The organism is Paenibacillus xylanexedens (genome assembly GCF_007676705.1).
Taxonomy (GTDB): domain Bacteria; phylum Bacillota; class Bacilli; order Paenibacillales; family Paenibacillaceae; genus Paenibacillus; species Paenibacillus xylanexedens_C.
Genome location: NZ_VEBF01000010.1, coordinates 41,558 through 61,741 on the forward strand (window position 1 = coordinate 41,558; position 20,184 = coordinate 61,741).

16 protein-coding genes are annotated in these 20,184 nt (G+C 49.3%); 3 read left to right on the forward strand and 13 right to left on the reverse strand.

Going from position 1 to position 20,184, the window contains the following annotated elements; translation table 11 throughout:
• Positions 1-50 precede the first annotated feature (50 nt).
• From kdpB to ytxJ, 5 genes are all read right to left on the reverse strand, one after another.
• Positions 51-2,051, reverse strand: coding sequence for a potassium-transporting ATPase subunit KdpB (gene kdpB / locus FS628_RS27955; protein ID WP_222125301.1), 2,001 nt, complete (start codon positions 2,049-2,051; stop codon positions 51-53).
• A 208-nt stretch (positions 2,052-2,259) separates the two neighbouring features.
• Positions 2,260-3,939 carry a potassium-transporting ATPase subunit KdpA gene (gene kdpA, locus FS628_RS27960; RefSeq protein WP_440131316.1) on the reverse strand — a complete coding sequence of 560 codons (1,680 nt, stop codon included), beginning with the start codon at positions 3,937-3,939 and terminating at the stop codon, positions 2,260-2,262.
• A gap of 59 nt (positions 3,940-3,998) precedes the next feature.
• Positions 3,999-4,076 (reverse strand): potassium-transporting ATPase subunit F, encoded by a 78-nt coding sequence (locus tag FS628_RS33155; RefSeq protein ID WP_074096687.1) that lies wholly within the window; start codon positions 4,074-4,076, stop codon positions 3,999-4,001.
• A 21-nt stretch (positions 4,077-4,097) separates the two neighbouring features.
• On the reverse strand, positions 4,098-4,280 hold the full coding sequence (locus tag FS628_RS32110) for a hypothetical protein (RefSeq protein ID WP_076329646.1): 183 nt from the start codon (positions 4,278-4,280) through the stop codon (positions 4,098-4,100).
• Between the two features lie 76 nt (positions 4,281-4,356).
• Positions 4,357-4,896 (reverse strand): bacillithiol system redox-active protein YtxJ, encoded by a 540-nt coding sequence (gene ytxJ, locus FS628_RS27970; protein ID WP_260871226.1) that lies wholly within the window; start codon positions 4,894-4,896, stop codon positions 4,357-4,359.
• A gap of 189 nt (positions 4,897-5,085) precedes the next feature.
• Here ytxJ and FS628_RS27975 point away from each other — a divergent pair, with 189 nt between their 5' ends.
• Positions 5,086-5,973: a hypothetical protein gene (locus tag FS628_RS27975; protein WP_260871228.1), complete on the forward strand. Its 888-nt coding sequence runs from the start codon at positions 5,086-5,088 to the stop codon at positions 5,971-5,973.
• Positions 5,974-6,066: 93 nt separating this feature from the next.
• Here the strand turns inward: FS628_RS27975 and FS628_RS27980 are convergent, their stop codons facing one another.
• Positions 6,067-6,495 carry a VOC family protein gene (locus tag FS628_RS27980; protein ID WP_145326348.1) on the reverse strand — a complete coding sequence of 143 codons (429 nt, stop codon included), beginning with the start codon at positions 6,493-6,495 and terminating at the stop codon, positions 6,067-6,069.
• 210 nt (positions 6,496-6,705) lie between these two features.
• Positions 6,706-6,933 carry a DNA-binding protein gene (locus FS628_RS27985; protein ID WP_145326349.1) on the reverse strand — a complete coding sequence of 76 codons (228 nt, stop codon included), beginning with the start codon at positions 6,931-6,933 and terminating at the stop codon, positions 6,706-6,708.
• 175 nt (positions 6,934-7,108) lie between these two features.
• Here FS628_RS27985 and FS628_RS27990 point away from each other — a divergent pair, with 175 nt between their 5' ends.
• Positions 7,109-7,984, forward strand: coding sequence for a CPBP family glutamic-type intramembrane protease (locus FS628_RS27990; RefSeq protein WP_145326350.1), 876 nt, complete (start codon positions 7,109-7,111; stop codon positions 7,982-7,984).
• Between the two features lie 16 nt (positions 7,985-8,000).
• The gene (locus FS628_RS27995; RefSeq protein ID WP_145326351.1) at positions 8,001-8,762 is read left to right on the forward strand and encodes a MerR family transcriptional regulator; all 762 of its coding nucleotides are present in this window, start codon (positions 8,001-8,003) and stop codon (positions 8,760-8,762) included.
• Between the two features lie 48 nt (positions 8,763-8,810).
• Here FS628_RS27995 and FS628_RS28000 read toward each other — a convergent pair whose 3' ends face one another.
• The 6 genes from FS628_RS28000 to FS628_RS28025 form a co-directional block, all read right to left on the reverse strand.
• Complete coding sequence (locus tag FS628_RS28000; protein WP_145326352.1) at positions 8,811-9,683, reverse strand: sugar phosphate isomerase/epimerase family protein; 873 nt, start codon at positions 9,681-9,683, stop codon at positions 8,811-8,813.
• Between the two features lie 12 nt (positions 9,684-9,695).
• Positions 9,696-10,571 carry a sugar phosphate isomerase/epimerase family protein gene (locus FS628_RS28005; RefSeq protein ID WP_145326353.1) on the reverse strand — a complete coding sequence of 292 codons (876 nt, stop codon included), beginning with the start codon at positions 10,569-10,571 and terminating at the stop codon, positions 9,696-9,698.
• Between the two features lie 60 nt (positions 10,572-10,631).
• Positions 10,632-13,757: an alpha-mannosidase gene (locus FS628_RS28010; protein ID WP_145326354.1), complete on the reverse strand. Its 3,126-nt coding sequence runs from the start codon at positions 13,755-13,757 to the stop codon at positions 10,632-10,634.
• Positions 13,754-16,066, reverse strand: a complete 2,313-nt coding sequence (locus tag FS628_RS28015) for a glycoside hydrolase family 3 N-terminal domain-containing protein (RefSeq protein WP_145326355.1) — start codon at positions 16,064-16,066, stop codon at positions 13,754-13,756. The genes FS628_RS28010 and FS628_RS28015 overlap by 4 nt, the downstream gene beginning before the upstream one ends.
• A 45-nt stretch (positions 16,067-16,111) precedes the next feature.
• Positions 16,112-18,331, reverse strand: a complete 2,220-nt coding sequence (locus tag FS628_RS28020) for a helix-turn-helix domain-containing protein (protein ID WP_186328001.1) — start codon at positions 18,329-18,331, stop codon at positions 16,112-16,114.
• A gap of 181 nt (positions 18,332-18,512) precedes the next feature.
• Entirely contained in the window at positions 18,513-20,147 is a 1,635-nt protein-coding gene (locus FS628_RS28025) for an extracellular solute-binding protein (RefSeq protein ID WP_145326357.1), read from the reverse strand.
• Positions 20,148-20,184 lie beyond the last annotated feature (37 nt).

Below are 20,184 nucleotides of genomic sequence, written 5' to 3' on the forward strand. Positions count from 1 at the left end.
CCTGAATTCATTAGGATAAAAGAATAATGTTGATAAGCGTTGTTATCTCGTTAAAGAATTCCCGACAGAACCAAGTCAATCAGCTTAATCCCGATAAAAGGCACAATCACACCGCCTACGCCATAGATAAACACATTGCGCCCGAGCAGTCTTTCGGCTGACATCGCCCGGTACTTAACCCCTTTCATCGCTATGGGAATGAGCAGTGGAATAATAATAGCGTTGAATATTAGTGCCGACAGGATCGCAGACTGCGGTGAAGCCAGATTCATAATATTTAGTGCCTGAAGCTGCGGCATAGCGAGGATGAACATGGCTGGAATGATGGCAAAATACTTCGCAATATCATTGGATATCGAAAAGGTTGTGAGCGCGCCGCGTGTAATCAGCAACTGTTTGCCAATGGAGACGACCGACAATAGCTTGGTCGGGTCGGAATCCAGGTCAATCATGTTGGCCGCTTCTTTGGCCGCCATGGTGCCAGAATTCATCGCCAGGCCCACATCGGCCTGCGCCAGAGCAGGAGCATCGTTCGTACCATCGCCCGTCATGGCGACGAGTTTGCCCTCCTGCTGCTCTTTTTTGATCGCCGCAATCTTGTCCTCGGGCTTCGCTTCGGCAATAAAATCATCCACGCCCGCTTCCAGCGCTATGGTCGCTGCGGTCAGCGGATTATCGCCTGTACACATAATGGTCTTGATGCCCATGGCGCGCATCTCGGCGAACTTCTCTTTCAGCCCTGGCTTCACGGTATCTTTCAGATAGATCACACCGTAGATTCGCTCATCGATGGCTACAGCAAGCGGCGTGCCTCCAGCCTTCGCAATACGATTTGCAATCTCATCCAGATCATCGGGTATGCGACCTCCTTCGGAAGCAATATAACGTTTGATCGCATCCACGGCACCTTTACGAATCTTCATACCGTTACTCAGATTGAGACCGGACATCCGAGTCTCTGCTGTGAATTCCACATTTTCCGCATTCGCATACTCCGTCTCAGACCAGCTCTGACCTTGTTTGCCTGCCAATTCCACAACAGAACGTCCTTCCGGGGTCTCATCCCGCACAGAAGCCTGTAAAGCAGCTTGCGTCATCTCTGATGCAGTTATGCCCTGAACAGGAATAAACTCAGATGCCATACGGTTTCCGTATGTGATCGTCCCCGTTTTGTCCAAAATCAACGTATCGATATCCCCGGCCGCTTCCACCGCTTTACCCGACATGGCCAGTACATTGAACTGCGTAACACGGTCCATCCCGGCAATACCAATGGCGGACAGCAAACCACCAATTGTGGTTGGGATCAAACAGACGAGCAGTGCGATTAGGGTCGCCAGATCCAGTCGAATACCCAAGTAATTCGCCATCGGGACCATCGTCAGAATGACGACCAGAAAGATCAGGGTTAATACGGCGAGCAGGGTTGTCAGCGCAATTTCATTGGGTGTTTTTTGGCGCTGTGCACCCTCAACCAGAGAGATCATCCGGTCAAGGAATGACTCACCCGGATCGGTCTGAACACGCATGACGATATAATCGGACACGACACGTGTACCTCCGGTAACGGAGGAGAAATCGCCTCCTGCTTCCTTGATAACCGGTGCAGATTCTCCCGTAATGGCCGATTCATCAATGGAGGCCAAGCCTTCCGTAATTTCACCGTCCGTCGGGATCAGTTCACCGACTTCCACGCGGACCATATCACCTTTTTTCAACTGGGTCGAAGACACTTGCCGGATTGTTCCATCCTTCTGCACCAGATTGGCTAGGGTGTCCGACTTCGTCTTGCGTAACGTATCCGCCTGCGCCTTACCTCTGCCTTCTGCAAGTGCCTCCGCGAAGTTAGCGAACAGCAGCGTGAACAGCAAAATGAAAAACACGGCGATGTTGTACCCGCGCCCAGCCTCGGATGCGGTGAAAAGATCGGGATTAATGCATAATAAGAACGTAATGAATGTACCTACCTCGACAATAAACATGACCGGATTTTTGATCATGACCACCGGATTTAGCTTTTTGAACGCATCCAGTGAAGCCTGAAGTATCATATCCTTGCTTAACGACCGTTTCGATCCGGGATCACGTTGAATATTACCGCGGTTGTTATCCGGCTCATTGCCCTTCGATCTGAACATTTCTGTATCCATGTGTTGCATCGTCTGCTCCTTCTTTCGTTCGACTGCATTCATCGTGCACTGCCACCTCCATACGTTACGTCCTTGCACCAATTCCTCTGTTGCTCCCCTGTTATATCCCTCATTGAATCATCGCCAGATGCTCTGCAATCGGTCCAAGAGCAAGCGACGGGAAAAACGTAAGCGCGCCGACAACAACGATCATCATGACCAAGATGCCAGCAAATAAAGGCGTGTGTGTACGCAGCGTACCTGTAGTTACCGGTACAACCCGTTTCGTAGCGAGTGAACCCGCTATGGCCAGCATGGCGATCATCGAAACGTACCTTCCCAGCAGCATAACGATACCAATCGCAATGTTGTAAAAGTCTGTATTGGCATTTAGTCCGGCAAAAGCCGATCCATTATTGGCTGCACCTGAGGCAAAAGCATAGAGAACCTCGGTCAGACCATGCATGCCCCCATTCGAGATGGACGCAATGGCTTCAGGCCGCATAAGCGCGAGTGCCGTTGGCGCAAGAATAATCAAAGGATGAATGAGCAACGCAATGGATGCGAGCTTCACCTCTTTCCCCTCGATTTTTTTGCCCAGAAACTCAGGTGTTCGTCCCACCATCAATCCACAGATAAACACAGCCAGAATCACATACAACAGTCCGTTGATCAGCCCGACCCCTTTGCCACCAAACACGTTATTAAGCATCATCTGAGCCAGTGATACCATGCCTCCAAGTGGAGTGAGCGACTCATGCATATTATTGACCGATCCTGTTGTAGCCGCCGTCGTGACCGCTGTGAATAAGGCCGACTCCGGTATGCCGAACCTGACCTCTTTCCCCTCCATATTGCCTTGAAGACCTACTGCATCCAGTGCGGGTACACCTCGATATTCGGAGACAAATACGGTGGTCAACATCACAAGGAAAAGAAAACTCATCGCCGCGAACAATGCCCAACCCTGCTTCCGGTTATTGACCATCAAGCCAGAGGCGTATACCAGTGCCGTTGGCAGCAGCATCATGCAGACGATATGCACCAAGTTGCTCAGGGCCGTCGGATTCTCGAATGGATGTGCAGCATTGGTTCCAAACCAGCCACCGCCATTCGTTCCAATATGTTTGATCGACTCCAGTGAAGCGACCAGTCCACGTGTGATCGTCTGCTGCGCGCCTTCCAGCGTGGTTGCATTCACCGCTCCCGCGAGCGTCTGAGGCACACCCTGGAACACGAGGAACAGAGCCACGATGAAACTCAGCGGTAAAAAAATACGTGTAATCGACCGTACAAGGTCGACGTAAAAGTTCCCCAGTTCATCCCGGCGGCCTACCAGTCCGCGAATGAATGCAATGGCTACTGCGAATCCCGTCGCTGCCGACGTAAACATCGGAAACGTCACGGCCAGCATCTGTGACAGGTACGACAGGGCATTCTCGCCCGTATACGACTGCCAGTTCGTGTTGGTCATGAAGGATACGGCCGTATTAAATGCCTGCGCCGCTGGCATATTGCCGATCCCATCCGGATTGAGCGGTAAATATTTTTGCAGTCGCAGCACCAGAAACATTAACACCAACATCACGAAGTTGGAGAGGAGAACCGCCGTAAGGTACTTTTTCCACCCCATGGATTCGTTCTCGCGTACTCCCATCACTCGATAGAGCAGTCGCTCCGGCCCGCCAAAAACCCGATCCAGCCCCGTTCGATGTCCATCGAACACGTTCACTACATATTTCCCCACCGGTTTAACCAACAGCAGGATGATCAGTAGCGTCACTGCTACTTGCACTACACCGATACCCATATCCGCATTTCCTCCCTATTCGACGTTCCCTTGTTCCCGTATTACGCACATCGCCAGCATTAGAATTTCTCCGGCTTCACCAGCACATAACCGAGATAAATCACCAGTGCGAGCACAATCATGCCGATGACGATCATCTGGCTTCCCCCTCTCTACCCTCAAGCCTTCTCGCAGAATTTCACGAATCCCCAAAACACCGCAAACAGCAGCACAACCAATCCAATCATCGTGGCATCATTCACCATGCGCCCTTCCTCCCTCTCTCTACCGTTCTCTGCACCTGCTACATGTAAAATCGTAATACGAAACGCTGTAAAAAAGGGGTAAAGAAATGCCTCCACAGGTGTAAAAAAAGCGTAAAAAGACCCGCTCTCCTCAGCTATAGGCTGAAAAGAATGGGTCTATAAGGTTTACTATTTATCCAAATGGATTCTGTGCCCACTGCAATAATCTCTTTTTCGTGATTTTGCCATGGGAGGTATGTTTGGCGACTTGTCCCTGATCGAGCAGGAGTACCTGTGGTGACTCATGATGAACCTCGGTCTCTTCCGCAATGTAGCGGGATAGCGAACGATTTTCAATCACTTTGACGATGCGGTAATCCATGGGTTGTTTGGGATCTGATGCATTGGTGCCTACAAACGCCATAAACTCTCTGTACGCTCTCGCACTCGTCGGACAAGTTGTGCTGTGCTTCAGAATAAGCACCGGATGATCCTGCGAGCGATGAAGCGCGTCTTCCCAGTCACCGGGTTTGTGCAATTCACGGACATGTTCGCTGAGCATATGTTCCGAGTCCGACCCGGCACGTTTGCTAACCACCGAACCAATCACAATGCCAAGCGCCACGCCAAAAGCAATCCCGAGTCCAAGCTGCTGCGTAGCCGTACCAATGCTGACTCCCATAGCCGTTCCTATAGCAAGCCATACGGCTTGATGATTTACTTTTTTCTTCATGCAGATCTTCCCTTCTTAGACTATGTATATCAGGGCTATAACTTCCCACCGTATATTCTGATGAAATTATAGCATAGCCTTCTGCGAGCAGGCTTTGATAATCTTCATCTCCGGGTACAGATTTCAGTGATTGGATTTATGCAAAATGCTCATTTGTGATACACTGATTGTAATTTGGAAACGATGAACATGAAGAATGGATTGGAAGGGCGGAAATTCCATATGACATACGCGTTTATGATTGAACCGCAGGATTTTATTGCGCTGGATAACGAAGATGAGCTGATTGAGAAATGTCAGGAGTGGGGCCTGCTTTCGGGTAAAGCGACCAAACTCAAAACGTTCTATTATAAAGGAAACGGATTGAACATGCCGTGCACCATCATTGGATATGTCGATCACATGGCAGCCGTTATTCAACTGGATAATGGACAAAAGCATTGTATTCACCCGTCGTATCTGAAGGAAATGCAAGCGTCCAGTTACAGCGCCAGAAGCATAAGTAATGCCGGGTCAGATCGAAGCACAGAATCGGCAACTTCGGATACAGTCGCACCAGTCGCTGCTGATGTTACGCCAACTCCAGATGCCCTGGTTAACCCGGATGAAATTCCGCCGGATCTGGATGATTCGGACGATACGGACACAGATGAATTCTCCTCGGGGATGAAGGGTGATCCGGACGGGCTGGTAGAAGAGTATGTTGGACCTCAGTCTGGGGCAGCCAGTGAAGCCAAACCCAAAGCCAAAACAGCGAGCAAAGCTAAGAGCGTCAAGATTGATCTGCCAGAAGGCAAAGTGAAGATGAGTGCCGTTGTCAAAGAGTTCACCACCGTACCGAATCACTTCTCTGACAATGACGATGAAGTCATCATCTATGAAGCAGTTACCATCACGGAGCCAGACGTCATCGATGTTGGGGAAGCCTGGTCGAGCCACAGTGCTACGGTTAAGAAACAAGAACTGGAAGTGGGAGATGTTATCACGTTTGAAGCGAAAATTATCAAGAAGAAGCTGACACGTAACCCGGTTCCTTATAAAATCAACAATCCTTCCAAGATTCAAAAGGAAGGTTAATCTCACAATCACCGCAAAAAACCTCCAAGACTGCCTGAAGCAGATCGCGGAGGTTTTTCCATTTGAAGGCTACATTTAGTGAAGAGTACGCTCTTAAGCTTGTTCCGGTGTAGCACTGATCTGAAACTGTACACCGAACTTGTCAACAACCGAACCGTAGGCTGGACTCCAGAACGTCTCTTGTATCGGCATTTTCACTTCGCCGCCGTCTTGCAGTTGGTTAAAAATCGCTTTGGCTTCTTCCGCCGTATCCGTGTTCACTGTAACCGTAATATGGTTACCTACAGTGTGCGGCATGCCTGGAAACGTATCAGACAACATTAATACCGAACTGCCAATCTGCAAAGAAGCATGCATAATACGGTCTTTCGCTTCGGGCGGGATGGGGTGATTCGGGTCAGATGGACCGTCGCCAAATGTTTGAAGCGCGAGCACTTCGGCTCCAAATGCCTTTTGATAAAATTCTACCGCTTCACGTCCATTACCGTCTGTAACCAGATACACATTCAAGCTGATCGACATGCGTTCTTCATCTCCTTGGGCTCATGTAATTATACGATTCACGCCACTTGCGACATGAGTATATATGAACAGGTTGTCCTTTGACAAGCGTATATTTTCTCACTAATACAGGCGTTCGTTTATTCAGCACGTTCTGTCCCCTTTCCAAGAAAAAAAAAGACCACTCTCCCGAATCCTGTCGGTAAAATGGTTGTGTTCAATCCTATAAAGTTATCGCGTTTGAACGATGCTATCTATTTCACTTTTCAATAAGAGGTATCGGTGAACACTTCTCATGATCGGGACCTTCGTTAGTTTGTTCTTGTCCACGTACAGTTTCATCTGGTCTTTGGTCAAACCGAGCAAACTTCCAGCTTCCGATACCGTCAATACTACCTCTGGGTTCGTAGCATTAAACGTCCTCTTTACTTTCTGATTCCAGTCCTCGAATACCTGCATAGATCAGCGACCTCTCCTATCCATAGCCAGTTATTATCAGGCTGAATGTATCTATTATACCATACTTGTGCTACTTGTAGCTTAATCCTTGCACAGAACCATATTCTGTTAGTCATTTCCTTCTTGACCCTGACGTTAACTGGAGGGTTTATACTGGCTGCAGGAGGGGATTAACATGAGTATGTCACCTGAACATGTAACCAAGAAACGACGCAGCAGTGGTATAGCCATTATTGGAATGAGTTGGTTAACGATGACATTAGGTCTGTTTTTTGCTACACTCGCAGGGGAGCTTGTCAGCACTATTGGTGCTGCTGAATGGATGGTTCATCTCACCCAGGCTGTTGTCATTATTAGTATCGTCTTCCCCGTACTATTCGTCATTCGAAGACGCTTCCACATGAAGTCCGTTCTTCTTCCTCTGACAGGAAAAAGCATAATTCACTTGCTCTCCGGGGCATTATTTGCCACTTCTCTGGCCTTCACCGGTTTGGTGATAGCCAGTATGAACGGCTGGATTACAATTACGGAATGGCACTTCTCAGCTGAGTTCTTGATTGCTGTCATAATCAATAGCTGTATAGCTTTCTTGTATGAAGCTTTGCCAGAGGAACTGTCCATGCGAGGCATGGTATATGATGGATTGCGCTCTAGACTGCGACTTCCTGTGTTTTTCGCTTATGTATCTCAAATCATACTCTTTCTGCTGGTTCCAATGAGCGTCAGCCTTTTGCAAGAGCTCATCGGTATGGACGCCGGAAACCAAATAACCCTGGATTACATGATCTTGCTCTTGACCTATGGTACTACGTTACAGCTTCTGCGCAGTTTGACCAGATCTTTATGGGCCTCCATCGGATTTCATATCGCTTACCTGGAAGTAGCCAGATTCGTTGTTATTCCAGGTGATAGACCTGCATTGTTAAGCTATACCACGCAAGATAACGGGTTGGTCGAAATATTTATTTTGTATATGATGATGATCTTCGTCGGTGCGATCATTCTGGCGGTACTTAATTCATGGCGCTGGTGGAGAATACAGAAATCATGAGGGAGGGTTCTGCCTGTTGTATACCGTCGGACAACTATCCAAACATACCGGAGTATCTATACGAACACTGCATTATTATGAGAAGCTGGGTTTGCTGCGACCGACCCGTAATGAGAACAATCAGTATCGCTTATATGGTGAAAAAGACATCTTGCGGCTTCAGCAGATTACCATTCTGAAGAAAATGCATTTTAAATTAAATGAGATTGGAGAATTCCTCGATCAGGATGCTGCCCACTCTGCGCCGGAGAGCACCCTCACTTTATGGAATCATACGTTGGAACAACAAATGGCCGTTGTCAAGGAACAGCAGGAGAGATTAAGCAAGGTCGAGCATCTTCTTTTTTCAACCATATATGCCATCAGAGCCTCCGGTAGAATCAACCTAGATGAGATGATGGGTTTCATCCGTGAACTGGATCAGCCTCCGGGCAGATCCCGTCGAGATGTTTTTACACCGGAAGAAATCGAATCGCTACCCCTGAATAATCAGAACAATTCACTATCCCTGGAATGGGCCGATATTCTTAAAGAAATTCATACATGCAAGATGGAACCTGCCGATTCCGAAGCCTCACGATTACTGGCCATCCGAATCTATGATTATGCTGAAAGGGCTTTTCAAGGGAATGCAGAATTGGCAGAAAAATATTGGGATTATATCGCCCCGCCGGATGATCAGCCAGCTCGTGTGTATGGTATGACAACGGAAACCATGCATTACATTGAAACAATCCTAGACCGATGGACAGTCCAGAATCCTAGGGGTCAACTATAAGAGCCACTTCGAAAAGTGGCCCTTCATCCATTTCTTCGCAATGCTTTCTTAAGCTTCTTCCCAGAAGCGACGCAGGTTGTCCATGGCAATCTTGGATGCCGACTTGCATTCCTCCATGCCCTCGAACTCCACTGTAATGTTGCCATCGTAACCGGAATCTTTGATCAGCTTTACAATTTTACGGATTGGAATATCCCCTTGTCCAACGATGGCACCACGAAGAAAATTGCCGTAGGCCGTCAGAAACCATTCACCCTCACCCGGATGCTCATCATAAGGACGGAAGTAGAAGTCTTTGAAGTGGACCAGAGAAGCATACGGCAGATTTTTCATGACACCGATGATCGGGTTCTCATCCACACACATGAAATTGCCAATATCGAGTGTTGTTTTGAAATTCGGACGATCTACAGCATGCAGCACACGCTGCACCCGGTCACTCGCCTGCACGCTGAAGCCGTGATTCTCAATGGTTGTGGTGATACCAAACTGCGCGGCATAGTCCGCAATAATCTGGCTTCCCCGTACCATCAGAGGCAGATGTTCCTCGAACCAGGCAATGGTCATCTTCTCTTTCGGCAGGGTAAACGCCGTTACGTCATGACGCATATGTTTTACACCCATCCGATGCACGACATCCACATGTCTTTTGACCCGAGCCATCTCTTCAGCAAACGCCTCTTCCGTCTCCTGCACAAAATTGGCTGGCATCGAGTAGTTGGACAGTTCAATACCTGCAGATGCCGCCCGTTCCCGAATCGCATCAGCCAGATCATGATTATCCTCCACGGTATAACCGTAAGGAACCATCTCCATATGCTCGCCACCGTTCGCCGCAATCCAGTCGATCACATCCAGCACCGTCATCTCACCCGAATTCAAATCGTTCAACAAACTATACGTGCTCAGGCCCACTTTCATCTGCTCAACTCCCTATCGATATTGTTGAATAAATTGAACTGCCTTGCGAATATCCTGCTCCGGCTGATGGCCTACCTCACGTTCAATCGTCAGATACCCGGTGTACCCAATCTCCTGAAGAGCTGCAAAGTATTCGTCAAAATCAACGCCACCCTCGCCCAGTGGCACCTCACGGAAGAAGGTTCCGGAAGAGACCATCTCGGCAATCTTATCGTGATCCATAGGCGCATAACCGACTGCACCGTAGACATCTCTTGGGTCCACTTCCTTCAGCCGCACCCCATCCTTCACATGGGTATGTACGATGTAATCCTTGAGCAGATGAACGCCCCGCGCCGGATCATCTCCGGTCACCATCACCATATTTGCCGGGTCAAAATTCACCGATACTCCGTTGGTGGACAGCGTATCCAGAAATCCTTTCAAATCAGCAGCCGTTTCCGGTCCTGTCTCAATAGCAAAGTATGCACCAACGCTTTTGGCGTATTGGCCCAGCTCCTCACAAGCAGCGTGAAGTGTAGCGTAGACTTCCGATGAAGGGTCATGTGGAACAATACCGATATGTGTTGTGACGATGTTGGTGCCCAGATCCAAAGCGAGATCCACGATCCGCTTCGACTTCTCTACTTTCCACGGATTATCTTCCTTGACTTGAAACCCATGTCCACCCAGATCGCCGACCAATGCTGAAATTTCGAGACCTAGAGAATCGATGTAACTCTTTAACTCTTTGCGCGCCGCAGGCGACAAATTTTCGGGGTCCATCTCTCCCTTGACGGCGTAGATCTGCACACCTTCTGCACCTACGTCTTTGGCTTTGTTCAACCCTTCCCGTACGCCTACACCAAAGCTATCCACGATGACACCGATCTTGTTCGTTAATTTCATGTCATACCTCCCGTGATTGAATGAGTAACTCTACGTTCTCATATAAATGTAAGAATCGACTCATTTACTGATATCAACAAGTTTCACCGACTTGATCTCATACGGTTTAAAGGTCAGTTCGAATGCTCCATTCACACTAGCCAACGGATGGATCTCATCCTCCAACAGATTAATGATGGACGCTTTGATTTCCTTTTCAGCCCACTGAACATGCACCGTTTCTCGACTTCCTGATGATTCGTAGAAACGTAGTACCGTTCCCGAGCCATCTTCTGCAGCCTTAATTGCATCCAGAATGACATGTTCACTCTGGAATTGAACCCAAGCGTGTTCTGCTGGCAATGGACCAGAATGCTGACTCGCTGCCACAACCTCCACCGGATGATTAAGCTCCATCGCCCGGCGAACCACGGCAGCTTGTCGCCAATCCCCCTGATGGGGCAGGAATGAATACGTGAATTCATGATCGCCCTGATCGGCATGTTCATCCGGCCATTTTGGGGCACGAAGCAGGGACAGACGTATCGTCCGATCCTTGATGTCATAGCCGTACTTGCAATCATTCAGCAAACTCACACCGCTGTTGCCCTCCGAGATATCCGCCCAACGATGTCCGCAGACCTCGAACTGTGCCTGCTCCCAACTGGTGTTGTTATGAGTTGGACGCTCCAGCGCTCCAAACGGAATCTCATAGGTTGCTTTGGCTGCTACCAGATCCACCGGAAAGGCCACCTTCAGCAGCTTATGACTCTCATTCCAATTCACTTTCGTATGGAAATCAACACGCCGCTGGTAGCGATGCAAAATGATATCCTGGCTGATCTCCGATTGATTCAACTTCCAGACAAAACGCAGTACATCTCGCGTAGCCCCGCGCTGTACAACCTCTCTGGAGATCAATTGCACTGCACCTGCCCGCTGGGATTCAAATCGTGGATCGATATCCCATGCATCCCAGTACGTCGGTTTGTCGTGGAAAAACTGCCACTCATTCGCCCGATCACCGGGCTTCAGCCAGTCGCGTCCTACTGTTTTGTCATACCATCTGGTGATCTCTCCCAAATCATTAAACTCAAGGGTATAGAACTCGGTGTCCCATGTAGAAGGGATGGATTCTTCTTCCCTTACTGAAAGGATAACATCCGGTGCCTCGCGCAGCCATATAGTTGTGTACCCAAAGGCAGGAATCGATGGAACATGCACGAGCAGCGTATACTTGTCTTCCTTTTGCTCAAGATCACAGGCCAGACGGCTCCCTTGACGACCGAATGCAGCCAATCCGTCGAGGCGGGCATCTCCTGTAATGGTGATATTCTCTCCACGTTCCCAGCCGAGGCTGTTGAATATAATGTAGGGGAGACCATCCACTCCATCTGTCGTAACCCTGTCCGCAAGGGTATCCAGCGTTTCCCGCAGTGCGGATCTACCTAATGCAAATACCTTCGTGTACTCCTCGGTAGACGTTACGTATACTTCAGGAATCGACGTCCCCGGAATAATATCATGGAATTGGTTGAGCATAATCAGCTTCCAGCCTTCATCCAGATCATTCTTCCTGTGTGCGGCGCAAGCTCCGGCAAACTGCCCCCAGATCTCCGCTTCCCGATACAATACCTCTGCCTTTCGGTTGCTACGTTTGTTCCTCGCATGAGTCGTGTACGTTCCGCGATGCAGCTCCAGGTACAAGTCCCCGTGCCATTTCGGCAAAGTCGGTTTATTAATCGATATGTCTTCAAAAAAAGCGCCTGCTGTGCTGAATTTGCTGATCGGCTGTCCCACCATAAAATGGGACCGCTCCGCAAACTCCACCATCTCATCGGTTACGCCACCACCACCATCGCCATGTCCGTAAAGCAACATTTGCTCAGGGTGCACACCCTTTTGTTTGTATGATTGCCAATGTTCATCCACATCTTTGGGCCTTGTGTGCTCATTCACCCCATGATTCAGATAAGCGAGCACCGAAGTACCATCAATGCCTACCCAGTCGAAGAGGTCATAAGGAAACGCATTGGTATCATTCCAATTCAGCTTCGTGGTCATAAAATAAGGAATATCCGCGAGCTTCAGCATCTGCGGCAAGGAAGCACAGTAGCCGAATGTATCGGGTAGCCACTCAATGTTGGAGCGTTTACCAAACTCCGCCTGATAAAAGTTCTGTCCATATAGAATCTGTCGAACCAATGACTCGCCACTCGGAATATTCAGGTCCGGCTCCACCCACATGCCTCCAACCAATTCCCAACGGCCTTCGGCAATGCGGGCTTTTACTCGCTCGTACAGCTCCGGGTAATGATCCTTCACGAAGGCATACAACTGCGGCTGGCTCTGGGAATATACAAAATCCGGGTACGTATCCATCAACGTACACATGGTCGAGAACGTACGACTGGACTTGCGCACCGTCTCACGCACAGGCCATAGCCAAGCAATATCAATATGAGATTGCCCGACCAGATGCATGAAGCCACTCCGATATTCCTCCGGGTCTTCCTGCTGTACCGACTGCGCTAATCCATGTTCGAAGTTCTGTATCCAGGCTGCATCACTCCACTGGTCTGGGTCATTGTACATCTCATCCATCACCTGATGAATGGCCTGAGTAAGTACCATCCGCTTGGGCTCCTTCTCGGTATATGCCCGGAGTGACTCAGCGAGTACCGTAATGCTGTACATCAGGCTCTGGAGTGGCTGGTTCACATGAACCAATGCTGCTCGAATGCCCCGAATGGGCGGCTGAATAACAGCTTGTCGGTTGAGTGGATCATGCGGCTCTGGAATCGGATCGTAGAGTTCAATCTCCAACTGCGGCGTATTCCCTACCCGACTTCTTGGCAGAGGTACGAATCCGTGATTTCGATCCAGTCCGTGATAAGGTATGCCATTCACCTTCAACAGCCCTTCTCCTCCGGCTTCAAAGATCAACCCAACGGCTTGATCCTCCCAACTGTCCGGAATCTCCATACGTTTACTCAGAAAATATGTCGTTCCGTGTACGCTGTTCAGCGGATTCAAGCTTGGCATGGCCTTGTCTGTCTGCTCATCTTTATGTTCATATCCCTGTTCGTACTCGTATTCTCCTGGCCGGATATATTTGGCCCGCTGCATCTCCCACGCTGGAAGCTCGATCGTATCCAGCCATTGCCGCTGCTTCAGATCTTCGATGAATCGCTGAATTCGAATCATACCTCCGCCCCCACCTTCTGGATCTGCAGACTGCAAGCAGTCCATTCTGTGGAACTACGGCCAACCATGAGCCTGAATTCACCCGGTTCCACGACAGACTGGAGACGGGAGTCGACCAGTGCGAGGTGTTCCTTTTGCACAGGGAACGTAACGGTTTGGGTCTGTCCTGGCTCCAGATGGATTTTACGAAAACCTTTCAGTGACATTTCAGCCCGGGTGACCGAAGCCGATACATCGGTGATATACAACTGCACAACCTCGCTTCCCGCAACCGCGCCGGTATTCGTGACTTCAACCATCACCTGAGCTTCATCTTCCGGGCCGATTACGTCCGGTATAACCCTTACATTCTCGTATTTGAATTCGGTATAGCTCAGTCCATATCCGAACGGATACTGCGGCGCCAGATCCATCTCCAGATACCGCTTGCCACGAGTGCGTTTGGCATGATAGTAGACTGGGAGTTGACCAACATGCTTGGGAATGGACACGGTCAGGCGACCCGATGGGTTCACATCGCCAAACAGAATATCTGCAATTGCGTTACCGCCTTCCTGTCCTGGGTACCACGCTTCCACAATGGCATGAACATGCTCATCAATCCAAGGTTCAGCAATCGGGCGGCCGTTAATATACACCACAATAACCGGTTTTCCCAGCTTATGTACCTCCTGCACCAGCTCCAATTGAACACCCATGAGATTCAGGGACGCCCGGTCAATGCCCTCACCGCACTCCATGTCGTTCCATGGATCATCGGTTACCACAGACGCACCTGTCCGCAAGTCTATCGTACCTTCGCCAAAATCGCGGGCACTGGACCCTCCCATCACCATCACAATGGCATCTGCCTGTTCCGCACAGGCCAGCGCTTGCGCAAAGCCCTCTCTGGAGTCGCCTTTAATCCGGCAGCCAGGCGCGTACAGCACCTGACCCGAATCAGCGCCAAGCTTGCGCGTAATGCCATCCAGTACGGTGACGATCTGCTCTCTCGGTTGTGGCGAGGTATAGTCCCCAAGTTGGTTATAGATATGGTTCGCGTTCGGACCAATGACGGCCAGCTTCGTGCCTGTTTTGGAGAGTGGCAGGGTAGCCCCTTCATTTTTCAGTAAAACAATTCCCTCTTGTGCAACTTCCCTCGCCAGCTGAGTATGGTCTTCACATCCGATAACCCGCTCTGCAAACTCTGGATCAACGAAAGGCTTTTCAAATAACCCAAGTCTGAATTTCATCTCCAACACCCGCCACACAGCCAAGTCCAGATCCTTCTCTTCGATCAGCCCCTGCTCCAACGCCTGACCGAGATGTTTGCGGTACATGTACCCGGACATCTCCATATCTACCCCTGCCTGAAGGGACTGTGCAACGGCCTGCTCCCCGTTCTCAGCGGTGTTATGTCCATGGACCAGCATCTGAATGGCGCCAAAATCAGTAATCACGAATCCTTCAAAACCCCACTGCTCACGCAGAAGGTCATTCAGCAGATACGTACTGGACGTGCAAGGTACACCATCAATCTCGTTATACGCGGTCATGACAGAGCATGCTCCGGCTTCTACCGCTTTTTGGTACGGCAACAGATCTATTTCATGCAATTCACGTAATCCCATATGCACAGGTGCTGCATTACGCCCGCCCTCCGAGCTGCCATAAGCCGCAAAATGCTTGAGTGTCGCGACTATCGTCTGGTTGGAATCGAGGCGATCACCCTGTAGTCCCTTCATCGCTTCTACTGCGAATTCACCAATCAAGTAGGGATCTTCGGCAAAACACTCCTCCGTCCGCCCCCATCTCGGGTCACGCACTACATCAAGCACTGGAGAGTAGGTTGCCGCTCCTCCCTGACTCCGGGTCTCCACAGCGATAGCTTCACACATCCTGCGATATAACTCCATGTTCCACGTGCTGCCTACTGTTAACGGTACGGGAAACACAGTTGCTCCAATCGCCATATGTCCATGGGAACACTCTTCTCCGAACAAAATGGGAATGCCCAGCCGAGAATGCTCCATGGCATACTGCTGAATGACATTCGTCGCGACAGCTCCCTGCCGTGGGGACAGCCCCGTCTCAAGTGTCACTTCAGTCCATGGATCGGCCCGAAGCACACCGTACAGAGAACCGACACCACCTTGTTCCATGTCCACTTTGAACTCTTCCGTCACCTGTACTGTACCATCAGCTGCTTTATCATACGTCTTCCATCCCATCGGCTGAATGAGTTGTCCAATCTTCTCTGCCGTTGTCATCCGTCCGATCAGATCCTGAACCCGCTCCTGAATGGGAAGCGAAGCATCTTTATAGTCCATATGCACATTCTCCTTATGCGTTCGGAATTAGTTAGGCGCGTACACTCACATGGCTTTGCGGTAGTCACTTGGTGCCACACCCACCACGTTCTTGAAAGCCCGGTTGAAGGAATTATAGTTCGTGTATCCCACTTCCTCACTGATCTCCTGAATAGCCTTATCCGTCTCCTGCATGAGCAGCTTGGCTTTTTCGATGCGATGACTAATGAGCAGATCCACAAACTTCTCCCCAATCTCATCCTTGAAAAGCTTGCTCAGATACTTCGGATTAATATCGAATAGATCACTAAGGTAGTTCAGTGACAGATCGGGATTGTTGTAATGCTCTTCAATGTATTTGCGAATCTCCAGAATATGTGATCTGTGTTTTCGGGAACAATGCAGCGTCTGCATCTGCAGCGCCAGTTCCCGGAATCCTTCCCAGCACAGCTCACGCAGATCGTCTAACGTCTCCCAGCCCTCAAGCCTTGGAAGAAGTGGAGTGAATATCGATGCCCACGACTCCTGATACTCTCGTGGAAGTTCAGCGAATTCCCGATTATAATGTTGAAATAACAATTGGATCGTATTCATAATCTCCTGACGGGACAGGACAGACTCACTAATCTGTTCAAATAGCCTTTCAAAATGCTTTTCCCAAACATCGTCCGATAAGCGCATTGCCTGTACTAGCAATGAGATGGTCTTCAGGAACTCATACACATCATTGGTCGAATTCGGCACATCATTACAGGGAATGATGCGATTCATCCCCAGTACAGCCTTGTACTCCAGTGCGTGCACAGCCTCTTTCAATGAAGCTCTCAGTCCCCGAATATCGACGGCAACCCGACCAACACCGATGGTCACAGTGAAGTTCAGATACTGATCGATTCTATCCAGATAACCAGTGAGCAATTGATGTTCGGTCTCCTCAGCCTGTTCCATTTCCGGAATCCAGAGAATGGCGTACAGACGCTGATCGGAGATCCATTCAGCCCATACTTCTGTTCCTTCATGACGTGCACTCTCCTGCAGAATACTGGATAACACGAATTTCAGGAGGGATTGGTCCTGGTGATGATACTCTGTCACAAATGCATCATACCGATCCATCTCGACTATCATGACGGCCCAACGATGCTCCAACTCAGGCAGTTTGAACTTCTTCATCTCTGCTGTCAGCTCGCTGCCCGTAAAGTCTCGTGTGCCTTCCAAGAGTTCCTGAAAGAACATTTTTTTCTGCAAAATCAGATTCTCTTCATGCTCCTCCTGATACTGCCTCGTCTGATCAATCATGCGTTCCAGCGTCGTATGGATGAATCGGAACTCATTTTCCTTGCCATAGTTCAGTCCGGATTGCTTCTGTGAGGAGACGGTCTGAATTAACGTGACAATCTGCTGAATTGGCTTATAGTTTCTGCGAGTCACGTAGATCACCCACACCACCCCGATCAACACAACCACTACCGCAAAGGCAAACCAGATATTATAAAATTGCAGAGCCAATTTGACGATTTTGCCATTATTGAGACCTGTCTGCACCTTCCAACCGCTATAGCTCGACGTAAATTCGGAGAAGACTTCTCCCGACGTGGTTTTAGTGGAAGCTGTAACCCCTTCTGGCATGCTGCTATCCCACAGATTGCCGCCCGAACGGTTGAAGATGTTCACGAACGTAAATTCCGGATCATACATCTGCATGATGGATTTCCTTAAGGTACTCAGGTCCACGTTCGTGACCACAAGTCCTTTGCCGTTTCCTACACTTCGCACAATCGTAATCACTTGCTCAGCTGCTTGCGAAGGAAAAGCCCGGAACGCTCGTGCTCCTGCCCACTTCTGTTCATCCCTTGACCGGCTGTCTGCAATAAAGTCTGCATCCGGGAACTCTTCAATCGGGACAGCCTTCCCGTTACTGAAGACCGTGCCATCCCCATACCGGACGAGATAAATCGAATCAATCAGTGGATACTCTATTTTCAATTCATCAACCACCTGGACCGCCTGAATGCCAGCATACACATCTTCGCTGCCAGATACCGAGAAATAATTCTTCAAGTTAGGGTTGGTCAAAATCTCACGCAGTACCTTGAAGTCGATGGAACGCAGGGAGTTGTCCAGATATTGCGTAACCTGTGAGGCCAGGAATTCATTGGCCTTGAGTGCTTCTCTACGATTCTGTTCATTGAATACTTGGAAGAAAATGAAGAATAGAATGGTCGTCACAATAAAGAAAACAGGCAGATACGATAACAGCAAACGCCTAAACCAATTGTTGTTCATCTCCGAGATCCCCCCACAACTGTTTATACGCATGATGACAATCACAATTACTCGCGTTGGTTGTTCATTTTCCCATAAATATTCAGTAAATGATATTGGATGACGTGGGGTTGTCATAGGAGAAGACCATCCCGGTCACGGGTGACAGACGGGACAGCCTCTATATTGATTCCTTCAACAATTATTGATTCTTCTCAATGGCACGCTGATAGATCTCAAGGTAATTACTCAGTCCAAGGCCCTCGAAGCCTTTGACATACGAATCCCATTCCTTATCGATGCTCTTGCTGCCAATAATGAACTGTGCCATATTCGTCTGCACATAATCCTTGATCGCGGTAGTCAGTTGTGCAGCTGATTCCGTATCCTCCGGACGGATAAATACGTTCGCAGGGTACACTTCTTTGGGTGCATAAGGTTCATACACATTGGTTGCTTGAGCCAGACGTGTACCGTAACCCTCTGCTTCTAATGGATTCTGTCCTTCTGCAAACAGATTACGGAACGTGTTGGACAAGTCATGCGCTCCGATCTGTGACCAGCTCTCGTTCACAACGACGTTCGGATCACGCTCAGGCAGGTTGTAGTAGCTGTATTTAGCCGGCTCGCCATTGATGTTTTTCTCATCGGCATCCGCCTTCTTCCAGCCCTTGCCTTCGGTTGGACCATACTCCGCATACAGCGCACCTTCCTCACTGAACATGTAGTCGACAATTTTGATGGCAGCAATCTGCTGTGCTTCTGTCGCTTTGTTCGTGATGGCAAACTCAAACTCACCTACGCTCTGTGTGGCGCCTGTCGTCTGCACTCCATCCGGTCCTTTTAATGGAGGAACGATCTCCCAGTGCTGGTGACGGGTGATATCTTTGTCATAGGTATTCACGAGATAGCTGACCAGCGCCGTCGTAATGGAGCCGACCACTTCATCGCCTTCCTTGTTGCCCAGTTGTCCGATGGCCTGATCGTTCTGTGTAAAGGAAGCCGGATCAATCAGGCCATCTGCGTACAGCTTGTTCATGTACTCCAGCCCTTTCTTCCAGCCTTCCTGATTGGCGGCAAAACTCACCTTGCCATCGTTCACGATCAGGTACTTGTCGTTATCATTGTAGATAAAGCTATTCATCAGGTAGGCATCAATGTTGCCATTCCATACATACTTGTTCGGTGCACCTGTAAGTGGAATCTCGTCCGCTTTCCCGTTACCATTCGGATCTTGTGTCTTAAACGCCTTCAGAACGGTATACAGTTCATCTGTTGTGGTTGGCATTTTCAGACCCAGATTATCGAGCCACTCCGTGTTGATCCAGTATTTCTGTGCATACGTACAGTGGTAACATTCATTGAAGATCGGCAGCGCATAGATGTTGCCATCCGGTGCCGTGATGGCTTCTTTGAAGTAAGGTTTCTCTTCCATAATCTTGGTCAGATTCGGACCATACTTCTGAATTAGATCTTGTAGCGGAAGAAACACGCCCTGTTTTCCATAGGTTTGAAGGTCTGAGGTGGTGAACTTGCCGTGAAGAAACACTTCGGGATAATCACCACTAGCCAGCAGCAATTGTCTGCGATCCTGCAAAGCGTCTGTTGGGGCCAGATCCCATTTCAGGGTCACGTCGAACTTGTCTTCGATAAATTGGGTAAATTCATTCTCTTCCATGGACGCTTTGCCTTGCGGAGCAAAGAAGGTCATTGTGACAGGACCGCCGCTCTCACCGCTACCGTCGCTACCACCCGATTCCTCGGATGAACTGCATGCGGACAACAAAGCCATCGAAGCAAAGACCAGAAACAACATCGAAATCCAAGATTTTCTCAATCTGACTCCTCCTTTTTATTCATAACGGCAAATGATT